The organism is Streptomyces sp. NBC_00057, from assembly GCF_045041165.1.
Taxonomy (GTDB): Bacteria; Actinomycetota; Actinomycetes; order Streptomycetales; family Streptomycetaceae; genus Streptomyces.
Genome location: NZ_CP108256.1, coordinates 2,798,094 through 2,809,522 on the forward strand (window position 1 = coordinate 2,798,094; position 11,429 = coordinate 2,809,522).

Consider the following 11,429-nt stretch of genomic DNA (forward strand, 5'->3'; position numbering starts at 1 on the left):
TCACTGCGCGGACGAGCGGTGCGCGAGACGGTCCGCGGCCCTGCGACCCCGCCCCTCGATCGGCAGTACGCCGGTCGCCGCAGCCAGTCCGTAGGCCGGCATATCCGCGTAGATGGATTCGCAACCGCCCTCGGGCACTATGTACGTCTCGTGCCACAGCCCCACGTGCTGCCGGGACTTCTTCTCCTTGCGGTTCAGCATCGCCCACGCCTTGCGGTGCAACATGTCAAAAGCGCTCGCGTACGCGTACAGCTTCTCCTTCGACTCCCAGTACTGGACGACGCAGTACGTGCGCGGCGAGCCGGACAGCAGCGTGTAGCCGAGCAGGCCCGCCTCATGCACCAAGTCGCCGTCCAGGACCTGGACATGATGGAGACGTACCCCACGAAGGCGGAACAGGTGGAGACGGCGGTCGCGTCGGCGGTGCTCTGCGAGCCACTGCTGATGGCGCTGCGCAGGATGGCTCAGGAGGAGGAGTCGGCCCGGCGGTACGGACTCTGACGGACAAGCAGTAGGGCCCTTCACCTCAGTGAAGGGCCCTACTCTGTCGCTCTGTTGTACCCCCGACCGGATTCGAACCGGCGCTACTGCCGTGAGAGGGCAGCGTGCTAGGCCGCTACACAACGGGGGCTTGTTACTGCTGTTGCATTTCTGCGCTGGGCTACCAGGACTCGAACCTAGAATGACGGTACCAGAAACCGTAGTGTTGCCAATTACACCATAGCCCATGGTGTTACAAGTACCCCCGACCGGATTCGAACCGGCGCTACTGCCGTGAGAGGGCAGCGTGCTAGGCCGCTACACAACGGGGGCCCTAGCGATCCTGCATCGAGAGCGTGGGTGCGACCCAGATGATCTCGCGGGAAGGATCTGTACCCCCGACCGGATTCGAACCGGCGCTACTGCCGTGAGAGGGCAGCGTGCTAGGCCGCTACACAACGGGGGCTTGTTACTGCTGTTGCATTTCTGCGCTGGGCTACCAGGACTCGAACCTAGAATGACGGTACCAGAAACCGTAGTGTTGCCAATTACACCATAGCCCACCAAAACTCAACCCCCGGAAGGGGGTTTTGTTCGGTTTGCGCTTCCCGTTCAGATCTTCCGTCCCGCTCGGGCGGCGCAGGAAGAACATTACCCGAAGGTGTCCGGCGCTCCAAAACGGGTATTGCCCGCCAGCAGGCCGGGAAGCTGATCGAGCCCGCTGATCCGGACGAGCTCGGGCCGCCCACCGCGTCCGCCGCGGTCCAGCCAGATCCCCATCAGCCCCGCGGCGACCGCGCCACTCGCGTCGATGTCCGGCTCGTCCCCCACATACGCGACCTCCTGCGGCTCCAGCGCCAGCGCGTCGCAGGCGGCGTGGAAGGCTCCGGCCTCGGGCTTGGAGACGCCCAGCTCCACAGCGCACACCACGGCCTCGAACCGCTCCCGCACACCGAGCGTGCGCAGCTTCCGGTCCTGGTTGTGGATGCTGGAATTCGACAGCACCCCGTGGCGGAAGCCGTCCGCCAGCAGATCCAGCGCGGGCAGCACATCGGGAAAGAGCGACCAGGCGGTTTCGTAATGGGCGGCGTGCCGAGCAAACCAGTCGTCGGCCTCGGCGTCGTCCAGCGCCCGCGAGAGGAACTCCCGGACCCGGTCCCGGCGCTGCCCCTGGAAGTCCGTCTCCCCGGCGGCGAACCGCGCCCAGTGCACATCGGTGATCGCCCGCCACGCAGCGAGGGCCTGCTCGACGGAGTCGTATCCGTCGGGCAGGCCCTCCTGTTCGAGATGCTTGCTCATGCCGGCGCGGTCGGCGCCCGTGTAGTCGAAGATCGTGTCGTCGATGTCCCAGAGGACCGCGCGGATCGTCATGTGGCCCAGCCTAGGTTCCTACGCGGCGGGCGCGCTGGGCTTCGCGGTGCTCCGTAGGCCGATGAAGACAAACTTCAGGTCGTCGATGTCCTCAGGGGTGAAGGTCGTCCGGGCCCGCCGGGCGCCCGGTCGTGGAAGGGACTGCCGACTTCATACAGGTCACCCAGGCCGAGCAGACCACGCTTCGCGACCACGTCGACAATGAGCGTGATGAAGTCCAGCTGGCCGGCGCTCAGCTGCTTGCCCGCGATGAAGCCCTCAAACGCCTGCTGGGCTGCTTGCCTGTCCAGTCCTCACTGGTGATCTGTTCGTTGTGGCGCAGATTGTGGACGGTCGGCTGGCCCTCGTGACGCAGCAGGTAGGCGCGGGCCTTCTGCCGGAAGCGCTGTTCGTCGGTTCCGGTCGGGACACCGCGGATCTCGGCCTCGGTGATCTCGCCGAACTCGGAGACGCGCTTCCCGCTGCCGATCCGGGTGTCGCCGAGGATCTCGGTCGGCTTCTGCCACGAGCCGGTGGCCGCTTCCAGATCCGAGAAGTCCTGGCGGAAGAGCTGTGCGAAGAGTTCTGGCATTCCGGGCTCACCAGCCCTTGAAGCAGTCGCCGACGTCCGCGTCGTTGATGCTGCGGCCATCGGCCGGCAGCCGTAGACCGTTCGCGTGTTCCGCTAAACGATCCTTCAGAGTGGTCAGGGCGTCGCCCCAGCCGGTACCGACGGCCTCGATACGGCCCTTGTCGTCCCATGCCCGGAATGCCGCAGCCGTATCGTCGATCGCCTTCCGCAAAGGCCCTTGCAAATCCGTTACGAGCGTGTCTGCGGCCCCCGCCGAAGCATATAACTCAGCCGCGGAGAGGTTGAGATCCCCTGTCATCTGCCCTTCATTCCTGCGTCACGCACCCCTGTCGGGCCACGCCGACTGATCCTGGCCACGTCGAAAATTCCCGTAAGTGAACGACGATATTCGACTGAATCCCGTACCCCACCCCGGCTGAAACGCGCCTCGTAGCCGGGAAACGGCCGAGGGGACGGCCCCCGGAGTGAACCGGTGGCCGCCCCCTCCGGGCGTGACCTGGATGCCTACGCGGCGGCCAGCTTGGCCAGTGCCGCGTCGATGCGGGCGATCGTCTTCTCGCGGCCCAGGATCTCCAGGGACTCGAAGAGCGGCAGGCCGATCGTGCGGCCGGTGACCGCGACGCGGACCGGGGCCTGGGCCTTGCCGAGCTTCAGGCCGTGCTCCTCGCCGGCGGTGAGGATGGCGTTCTTCAGGGCGTCCGCGTTCCACTCGGCGGCGGCCAGCTTGGCGCGGGCCGTGACGAGCAGGGCGTCGGAGCCCTGCTTCATCGCCTTGGCCCAGGACGCCTCGTCGATGGCCGGCTCGTCGAGGAAGAGGAAGTCGACGTTGGCCGTGATGTCCGAGAGGACCGTGACACGGGTCTGGGCGTGCGGGGCGATCGCCGCGAACTGCTCCGCGTCGAAGGACTCCGGGACCCACGGGGCGAACGGCGCCTTCAGCCAGGGGCCGCACGCCTCGGTGAACGCCTTCACATCCAGCTTGCGGATGTGCTCGGCGTTGATGTGCTCGCACTTCTTCAGGTCGAAGCGCGCCGGGTTGGCGTTGACGTCCTTGATGTCGAACGCGGCCACCATCTCCTCGATGGAGAAGATGTCGCGGTCCTCGGCGATGGACCAGCCCAGCAGGGAGAGGTAGTTGAGCAGCCCCTCGGGCAGGAAGCCGCGCTCGCGGTAGAGGTTGAGCGAAGCCTGCGGGTCGCGCTTGGAGAGCTTCTTGTTGCCCTCGCCCATGACGTACGGGAGGTGGCCGAACGCGGGGGTGGCCTTGGCGATGCCCAGCTCGATGAGCGCCTTGTAGAGGGCGATCTGACGCGGGGTGGAGGAGAGCAGGTCCTCGCCGCGCAGGACGTGGGTGATCTCCATCAGCGCGTCGTCGACCGGGTTGACCAGCGTGTAGAGCGGGGCGCCGTTGGCACGGACGATGCCGTAGTCCGGCACGTTCTCCGGCTGGAAGGTCAGCTCGCCGCGGACCAGGTCGGTGAAGGTGAGCGCCTCGTCGGGCATCCGGAAGCGGACGATGGAGGTGCGGCCCTCGGCCTCGTACGCGGCGATCTGCTCGGCCGTGAGGTCGCGGCAGTGGCCGTCGTAGCCGGACGGCTTGCCGGCGGCGCGGGCGGCGTCGCGGCGGGTGTCGAGCTCCTCGGTGGTGCAGTAGCAGTGGTACGCGTACCCGCCTGCGAGAAGCTTCTCGGCGACATCCTTGTAGATGTCCATGCGCTGCGACTGGCGGTACGGGGCGTGCGGGCCGCCGACCTCGGGGCCCTCGTCCCAGTCGAAGCCGAGCCAGCGCATCGACTCCAGGAGCTGGTTGTAGGACTCCTCGGAGTCGCGGGCCGCGTCGGTGTCCTCGATGCGGAAGACCAGGGTGCCGCCGTGGTGGCGGGCGAAAGCCCAGTTGAAGAGGGCGGTGCGGACCAGGCCCACATGGGGGTTGCCGGTCGGGGAGGGACAGAAACGTACGCGATGGGGTGTCCCCTGCTCGAGCGGAGCCGAGAGCTTGGGGAATGGTGCGTTAACCACGCTTGATCACCTTGTTGGTGAGAGTGCCGATGCCTTCGATGGTGACGGCGACCTCGTCGCCGACATGGAGGGGTCCGACCCCTGCGGGAGTGCCGGTGAGGATCACATCACCCGGGAGCAGCGTCATGGCTTCCGTGATGTGGACGACCAGATCCTCGATCGAGCGGATCATGTCGCTCGTACGGCCCAGTTGGCGTTGCTCGCCGTTGACCGTGGCCTGAATGGTCAGGTCGCTGGGGTCGAGGTCGGTCTCCACCCAGGGGCCGAGCGGGCAGGACGTGTCGAAGCCCTTGGCCCGTGCCCACTGCTTCTCGCGCTTCTGGACATCGCGGGCGGTGACGTCATTGGCGCAGGTGTAGCCGAAGATGACGTCCTTCACGCGCTCACGCGGCACTTCGCGGCACATGCGGCCGATGACCACGGCCAGTTCGGCCTCGTGGTGGATTTCGTTGGAGAAGGAGGGGTACTCGATGGCGTCGCCGGAGCCGATCACCGAGGTGGTGGGCTTGAAGAAGGCGACGGGGACGTCCGGGACCTCGTTGCCGAGTTCTGCGGCGTGCTCCGCGTAGTTGCGGCCGATGGCCACGACCTTGTTGGGGAGCACGGGCGGCAGGAGGCGAACCTTGCTCAGCGGAACCTTGGTGCCGGAGAGCTCGAACTCGGCGTACGGGATGCCTTTGATGATGTCGAGGACGAGACCATCGGGCCCCTCGCCCTCGACCGCGCCGAAGGCGACATTGCCGTCGATGGAGAACCTGGCGATGCGCACGGGATGCTGTCGCCCCTCACTTGCTGGCTGGCTGAAGACTGACGCTCCAGGCTAACGCGGGTGAGGGGGGACGACCGCGCATTACTCGGCCGCTGCGGCCGGGGCCGTGACCGGGGCTTCCATGAGGATGGTGCGGCGGGGGTTGGCCGTCTGGGTGGGCAGCTCGACGGCGCGCTCCGGCAGTTCCGGCGTCTGCAGCTCGTCGGCGTCCTTGAGGTGCGCCAGCGTGGTGCGCCGGGGGTTGGCAATGTTGCGGAACATCGTCGTCGTCTTCATCTGCCGTTCGGACCCTGTCGGTACGGGCGCCGCCCGGAGGGGCGCCGGTTGTCGGATTTGCCATCCCTGTAAAGCGTCAGGCTAAGACATCCAATTCCCTTCGGGAGCCTGGATGAGACGGCGATCATCATGTGAGTTTCCTCACGACCGTGTTGACAATTACCTCATTCCGGACAGCAGATCACTCCGACAGAAACGGACATTGCGGCACTGAATGAGCCATTCCGCTCCTGATCATGTCGACTGGGACACCCTTCGCCCTCCATCGATTCACCCTTAATGATCCACTTTGCCCGCGAACACGCTCCACGGTTTGTCACCCGGTCATCACAACGCGTCACCCTGGCCACGGCCCGGTACGGGGCCCTTGTTGGAGATCCGGCACTGTGCTGGAATTCCACGCACCGCCGCGGGTTTCAAACCGGCGCGCAGGGGCGCAACGGAGCGCCGAGTGGCGGCGGAAGGGGGAAGAGCGCCGGTCACTCACGACCACCAGGGGGCGGACACGATGCCCCACGACGCCGACACCGTCCCACCCGCTTCGCGCGGAGGGACGCCTGGTCCAGAGGTTGCGACGCTAGTGCAGGGACGTTTCAAGAGGGATGGCAGCGCTGCGGCGGAACAGGAGCCGCACGGCGGGACCGACCGCGGTTCCTCGCCCCAGCACGCCCAGAACCCCGGACCGGCCTCGGCCGGCGACAGCGGTGACCGCGACCGGCGCCCCGATGCCACGGTGAGCAGCGGCACCGATCCCATCTCGTCGCTCAAGCCCCAGGGCCCCCTCAGCACGGGCTCGCGTGTGGCTCTTCGCAACTGGCGCATCAGCACGCGTCTGGTCTCCCTGCTCGCCCTTCCGGTGGTCGCCGCGACCACGCTGGGCGGACTGCGGATCAACGACTCCATGAACGACATCCAGCAGCTGGATCACATGCAGCTGCTGACCAAGATGACCAAGCAGGCGACCACGCTCGCCCAGGCGCTCCAGGAGGAGCGCGACCGCTCGGCCGGTCCACTGTCCAACGGGGTGAAGGCCGACGACTTCAAGGTCACCGAGCCCCGCAAGAAGACCGACCGGGCGAAGACGGCCTTCTTGGACGCGACGAACTCGATCGGCGACCCGTCGGGCGACGAGGCCCTCGAGGGCATCAACTCGAGCGTCCATCAGATCGCCAGCCAGCTGTCCTCGATCCGCGAGATCCGCAAGACGGCGTACGCCAAGGGCTCCCCCAGTCTCCAGACCGTCGACCAGTACAGCCAGCTGATCACCTCGCTGCTGAGCCTCTCGCAGGACATGGCGCAGGCGACCAGCAACTCGGAGATGATCAAGCGGACCCGGGCGCTGGCGGCCTTCTCCTCCGCCAAGGAGTACGCCTCGATCCAGCGGGCGGTCATCGCCGCGTCGCTGCCCGGCGGCAACGGCAAGCAGCCGCACCTCGACCCGAACGACAAGCAGTTCGGCCGCGCCGCGCTGGACAAGGAAGACTCTGCGCTCCGCTCCTTCGAGGCGGTCTACGCGGCGACCGGCAACAACGCCGAAGAGCTGATCGCCACGCTGAAGGAGGGCAACCCGGAGATCAAGGCCTCCGAGACCTATGCGAAGCAGGTCCTGGACAGCCCCTCGGGCATGGACAACATGCCTCGGCGTTCCTATCTGGACTGGTACGACCAGAGCTCCACCAAGATCCAGGCGATGAAGACCATCGAGGAAACCCTCCTCAGCGACATGGAGGGCAAGGCTCGCGAGCTCCGCGACGAGTCGAAGCGCGAAGCGATCATCAGCGGTGCGCTCATCCTGCTGGTGCTCGGTGTCTCGCTGGTCGGTGCCTTCGTCGTCGCCCGGTCGATGATCCGCTCGCTGCGGCGACTGCAGGACACTGCTACGCGCGTCGCCCAGGACCGGCTGCCCGAGCTCGTCAAGCAGCTCTCCGAGGCCGACCCGCAGGACGTCGACACCTCGGTCGAGTCGGTCGGTGTGCACTCCCGGGACGAGATCGGCAAGGTGGCCGCGGCCTTCGACGACGTGCACCGCGAGGCCGTCCGTCTCGCCGCCGAGCAGGCCCTCCTGCGGGGCAACGTCAACGCGATGTTCACCAACCTCTCGCGCCGCAGCCAGGGCCTCATCCAGCGTCAGCTCTCGCTCATCTCCGAACTGGAGTCGCGCGAGGCCGACCCGGACCAGCTGTCCTCGCTCTTCAAGCTCGACCACCTCGCGACCCGTATGCGCCGTAACGGCGAGAACCTCCTCGTCCTCGCGGGTGAGGAGCCGGGCCGCCGGTGGACCCGTCCCGTCCCGCTGGTCGACGTGCTCCGTGCCGCCGCCTCCGAGGTGGAGCAGTACGAGCGCATCGAACTGGCCGCGGTGCCCGCCACCGAGGTCGCGGGCCGCGTCGTCAACGACCTCGTGCACCTGCTCGCCGAGCTGCTGGAGAATGCCACGTCGTTCTCCTCGCCGCAGACGAAGGTCCGGGTAACCGGTCATGCGCTGCCCGACGGGCGGGTGCTGGTCGAGATCCACGACACCGGCATCGGCCTCTCCCCCGAGGACCTCGCGGCGATCAACGAGCGGCTCGCTTCGCCGCCCACCGTGGATGTCTCGGTCTCCCGCCGCATGGGTCTGTTCGTGGTCGGCCGGCTGTCCCTGCGTCACGGCATCCGGATCCAGCTGCGGCCCTCCGACTCCGGTGGTACGACCGCGCTGGTCATGCTCCCCGTCGATGTCGCGCACGGCGGCAAGCAGCCGGCCCCCAAGCCGGGACCGGGGCAGCAGCCCTCCGCCCCCGGCGGTCTGCTCGGCGGTGGCAGCGGTACGGGCGCGGGCAACGGCTCCCGTCCCGGTCTCGGAGGTGCTCCGTCGGCCCCGGCCGGCCGGCTCGCCGCGGGCCCGGGTGCCGCGCGCGGTCAGGTCGGCGCGGGCTCCGGTCCGCGTGCCGCACTGCCCTCGCGTGACGGCGGCCCCCGCCGGCCGCAGAACCAGCAGGGCCAACAGGGTCAGCCGGGTCAGCAGAACGCCGGCTTCCAGTCCGCCGGGCTGTCCAACACCGGCCCGCAGGACACCGCGCGCCAGGAGCCGCAGCGTAAGGGTGGCGGCCTCGCCGGTGCCTTCGGCAACGGTGCCCGGCTCGGCGCCCGCGGCCAGGGCGACGGAACGGGCCGTACGGACTCGTCCCAGCCCGACATGTTCGGCCAGAGCCGCCAGGACCAGCACCGCCAGGACCGCGGCGACCAGCAGGGCCGGTCGAACGGCCCGGCCCCGTGGCAGTCCCCGCAGCCGCAGCAGGCCCGGCAGAACCCGGGCGGCCAGGGCGGCTTCCAGCAGCCCGACGGCCCGGTCGACCCCGGTCGTCAGCTGCCCCCGGTCGGCGGTCCGCGTGCCGAGCTGCCCGGTGGCAACCCGCAGCCGCAGCGCCCGCAGACCACCAGCTGGGGCACCGAGGAGCCGTCCGCGCCGCGGCGTGCTCCGCTGGACGCCCCGCGCGGCCACGAGGAGCCCGAGTCCACCGGCCTGTTCCAGCGACCGACGAGCCCTCCACTCACCCCGCGGCCGCCCATGGACGACCGGCAGGGCCCCGGCTCCACCGCCGAGTTCGCCCGCCCGGACTTCTCGGCCCCGGCCCCGCAGGCTCAGTCTCCGCAGGACCCGGCGAGCACCGCGCAGTTCGCCCGCCCCGACTTCGGACAGCCGCAGCCCGCTCGGGCGCAGGACCAGAGCCTGCCGGCACCGCGTCACCGCGGCCGGGACAACGGGGACTTCGGTGCCCCGCGTCCGCCCGCCCTGCCCAACGGTGACGCGCAGTACCGCCCGGTCCTGCCGCCACAGCCACAGCCCGAGGCGCTGCCTCCGGCCGGGCCCGGGGACGGTCGTACGCCGCTGTACGACACCCTGGAGACGAACTGGTTCCACGGCCCGCAGCAGGGCGGCCAGCAGCCGCCCGCCGAGCTGCAGGCGCCCGCCTCCCCGCAGCAGCCGGCCCAGGAGCGCCCCGTTCCCGCCGCGCCGCGCCGCGACGGAGGCGACACGGGCGCCACCACAAGCTCCTGGCGCCCCTCGCCGAACGACGAACTCGTACGGCAGGCGGAGCGGGCCAAGAAGCCCGCGGCAGGCGGAGTGACCACCTCCGGACTGCCTCGCCGGGTACCTCGCGCCAATCTGGTGCCGGGCACCGCCCAGCAGCAGAACCATCAGTCCGGTCCTCAGGTGTCGCGTGCGCCCGATGATGTGCGCGGGCGGTTGACCAATCTCCGCCGGGGCATCCAGCAAGGACGGCAGGCCAACAACGGCCAGTCGACCGGAAGTTTTCCCCTCGGCCCCACTCACCAGCAGGAGCGTTAGTTGAGCCCGATGAGTCAGGCCGCGCAGAATCTGAACTGGTTGATCACCAACTTCGTGGACAACACCCCCGGGGTGTCGCACACGGTGGTGGTCTCCGCCGACGGACTCCTGTTGGCCATGTCCGAAGGTTTCCCGCGCGACCGCGCGGACCAGCTGGCGGCTGTCGCCTCCGGTCTGACCTCGCTGACCGCGGGCGCCTCCCGGATCTTCGAAGGCGGCGCCGTCAGCCAGACCGTGGTGGAGATGGAACGCGGGTTCCTCTTCCTGATGTCCATTTCGGACGGCTCCTCGCTGGCCGTGCTCGCCCACCCGGACGCCGACATCGGTCTGGTCGGGTACGAAATGGCCCTCCTGGTCGACCGTGCGGGCACCGTCCTCACCCCGGACCTCCGTGCCGAGCTCCAAGGCAGCCTGCTCCACTAGGCAGCCGTGGATCGATGACAGACTCGATTGCCCCAGGTAACGCCCTCATCCCCAGCCCGTTCGGCCGCTTATAGCCCCCACCGGCCCCTTCAGACGGCAAGCCGACCCCTTGCTGTCACGCCCGGAGGATTCATGACCCCGCCACCCGCCTCACCCGATCCGTACGGCGTACTGCACCACGCGTCGTACGACGGTGAAGGCGACCAGCCGCTGGTCCGTCCGTATGCCATGACCGGCGGCCGGACCCGGCCGCGCTACCAGCTCGCGATCGAGGCGCTGGTCTCCACCACGGCCGACCCCGCGCATCTGGGGACGCTGCTCCCCGAGCACCAGCGGATCTGCCACCTCTGCCGTGAGGTCAAGTCGGTGGCCGAGGTCTCGGCGCTGCTGTCGATGCCGCTCGGTGTGGCCCGGATTCTTGTCGCGGACCTGGCGGAAGCCGGCATGGTGGCCATCCACCAGCCGGGCAATGGAGAGGCCGGCGGCACGCCGGATGTGACGCTGCTCGAAAGGGTGCTCAGTGGACTTCGCAAGCTCTAGCGGCGGTGCGGCCCGCTCCACCACCTCGGCGAAGATCGTGGTGGCGGGGGGCTTCGGCGTGGGTAAGACCACGTTCGTCGGTGCCGTTTCGGAGATCAACCCGTTGCGTACGGAAGCCGTGATGACGTCCGCGTCCGCGGGCATCGACGACTTGACGCACACCGGCGGCAAGACGACGACGACCGTCGCCATGGACTTCGGCCGCATCACGCTGGACCAGGACCTGATCCTGTACCTCTTCGGTACGCCCGGACAGGACCGCTTCTGGTTCATGTGGGACGACCTGGTCCGCGGCGCCATCGGCGCCGTCGTCCTCGTCGACACCCGCCGCCTCGCCGACTGCTTCCCCGCCGTCGACTACTTCGAGAACAGCGGACTCCCCTTCGTCATCGCCCTCAACGGCTTCGACGGACACCAGCCCTACACCCCCGACGAGGTCCGCGAAGCGCTCCAGATCGGACCCGACACCCCGATCATCACGACGGACGCGCGGCACCGTGCGGATGCCAAGAGCGGCCTCATCACGCTCGTGGAACACGCTCTGATGGCGCGGCTGAAGTAGGCACAAGTCTGTATTGATATATGGCAGTTACCGTAACCAAACGGGGGTGGACTGTGTCCTTTGACACGATCCGCCCCCGTGTTCATAA

At 68.5% G+C, this 11,429-nt stretch carries 11 protein-coding genes, 5 tRNA genes and 2 pseudogenes; 5 read left to right on the plus strand and 13 right to left on the minus strand.

What is annotated here, in order from left to right; all coding sequences use genetic code 11:
- A pseudogene (locus OG953_RS12950) lies at positions 1–330 on the minus strand (monooxygenase family protein); the annotation flags it as partial.
- On the opposite strand from OG953_RS12950, the pseudogene OG953_RS12955 reads away from it, so the two are divergent.
- Positions 322–501, plus strand: a pseudogene (locus OG953_RS12955) (transcriptional regulator); the annotation flags it as partial. The pseudogenes OG953_RS12950 and OG953_RS12955 overlap by 9 nt on opposite strands.
- 57 nt (positions 502–558) lie before the next feature.
- On the opposite strand, the gene OG953_RS12960 reads toward OG953_RS12955, so the two are convergent.
- The 12 genes from OG953_RS12960 to OG953_RS13015 all read right to left on the minus strand — a co-directional run bounded on the left by OG953_RS12960 (position 559) and on the right by OG953_RS13015 (position 5,486).
- Positions 559–631 (minus strand) — tRNA-Glu (locus OG953_RS12960).
- 25 nt (positions 632–656) lie between these two features.
- A tRNA-Gln gene (locus tag OG953_RS12965) sits at positions 657–728 on the minus strand.
- A gap of 12 nt (positions 729–740) precedes the next feature.
- Positions 741–813, minus strand: a tRNA-Glu gene (locus OG953_RS12970).
- A 60-nt stretch (positions 814–873) separates the two neighbouring features.
- Positions 874–946 (minus strand) — tRNA-Glu (locus OG953_RS12975).
- A gap of 25 nt (positions 947–971) precedes the next feature.
- Positions 972–1,043 (minus strand) — tRNA-Gln (locus OG953_RS12980).
- Between the two features lie 88 nt (positions 1,044–1,131).
- Positions 1,132–1,851 carry an HAD family hydrolase gene (locus OG953_RS12985; RefSeq protein WP_405684280.1) on the minus strand — a complete coding sequence of 240 codons (720 nt, stop codon included), beginning with the start codon at positions 1,849–1,851 and terminating at the stop codon, positions 1,132–1,134.
- Positions 1,852–1,925: 74 nt separating this feature from the next.
- A complete protein-coding gene (locus tag OG953_RS12990; protein ID WP_405691797.1) occupies positions 1,926–2,141 on the minus strand; it encodes a type I restriction-modification enzyme R subunit C-terminal domain-containing protein in 216 nt (71 codons plus the stop codon).
- Positions 2,084–2,422: a hypothetical protein gene (locus OG953_RS12995; protein ID WP_405684281.1), complete on the minus strand. Its 339-nt coding sequence runs from the start codon at positions 2,420–2,422 to the stop codon at positions 2,084–2,086. Before OG953_RS12995 ends, OG953_RS12990 begins: the two co-directional genes overlap by 58 nt.
- A gap of 7 nt (positions 2,423–2,429) precedes the next feature.
- Positions 2,430–2,720 carry a hypothetical protein gene (locus OG953_RS13000; RefSeq protein WP_405684283.1) on the minus strand — a complete coding sequence of 97 codons (291 nt, stop codon included), beginning with the start codon at positions 2,718–2,720 and terminating at the stop codon, positions 2,430–2,432.
- Positions 2,721–2,926: 206 nt separating this feature from the next.
- Positions 2,927–4,441 (minus strand): glutamate--tRNA ligase, encoded by a 1,515-nt coding sequence (gltX, locus tag OG953_RS13005; RefSeq protein WP_405684285.1) that lies wholly within the window; start codon positions 4,439–4,441, stop codon positions 2,927–2,929.
- A complete protein-coding gene (locus OG953_RS13010) occupies positions 4,434–5,210 on the minus strand; it encodes a fumarylacetoacetate hydrolase family protein (RefSeq protein WP_405684287.1) in 777 nt (258 codons plus the stop codon). The genes gltX and OG953_RS13010 overlap by 8 nt, the downstream gene beginning before the upstream one ends.
- A gap of 81 nt (positions 5,211–5,291) precedes the next feature.
- Positions 5,292–5,486, minus strand: a complete 195-nt coding sequence (locus tag OG953_RS13015) for a hypothetical protein (protein WP_266357591.1) — start codon at positions 5,484–5,486, stop codon at positions 5,292–5,294.
- Between the two features lie 580 nt (positions 5,487–6,066).
- Here OG953_RS13015 and OG953_RS13020 point away from each other — a divergent pair.
- From OG953_RS13020 to OG953_RS13035, 4 genes are all read left to right on the plus strand, one after another.
- Entirely contained in the window at positions 6,067–9,816 is a 3,750-nt protein-coding gene (locus OG953_RS13020; protein WP_405684288.1) for a nitrate- and nitrite sensing domain-containing protein, read from the plus strand.
- Complete coding sequence (locus OG953_RS13025; protein WP_003966009.1) at positions 9,817–10,239, plus strand: roadblock/LC7 domain-containing protein; 423 nt, start codon at positions 9,817–9,819, stop codon at positions 10,237–10,239.
- 132 nt (positions 10,240–10,371) lie between these two features.
- Positions 10,372–10,779 (plus strand): DUF742 domain-containing protein, encoded by a 408-nt coding sequence (locus OG953_RS13030; RefSeq protein WP_405684289.1) that lies wholly within the window; start codon positions 10,372–10,374, stop codon positions 10,777–10,779.
- Complete coding sequence (locus OG953_RS13035; RefSeq protein ID WP_405684291.1) at positions 10,760–11,341, plus strand: GTP-binding protein; 582 nt, start codon at positions 10,760–10,762, stop codon at positions 11,339–11,341. The genes OG953_RS13030 and OG953_RS13035 overlap by 20 nt, the downstream gene beginning before the upstream one ends.
- Positions 11,342–11,429: the final 88 nt, after the last annotated feature.

Coding starts and splice junctions, on each gene's coding strand:
- OG953_RS13000 (WP_405684283.1), bottom strand. CDS start 2,720: ATGACAGGGGATCTCAACCTCTCCGCGGCTGAGTTATATGCTTCGGCG.
- OG953_RS12995 (WP_405684281.1), bottom strand. CDS start 2,422: ATGCCAGAACTCTTCGCACAGCTCTTCCGCCAGGACTTCTCGGATCTG.
- OG953_RS12985 (WP_405684280.1), bottom strand. CDS start 1,851: ATGACGATCCGCGCGGTCCTCTGGGACATCGACGACACGATCTTCGAC.
- OG953_RS13015 (WP_266357591.1), bottom strand. CDS start 5,486: ATGAAGACGACGACGATGTTCCGCAACATTGCCAACCCCCGGCGCACC.
- OG953_RS13030 (WP_405684289.1), top strand. CDS start 10,372: ATGACCCCGCCACCCGCCTCACCCGATCCGTACGGCGTACTGCACCAC.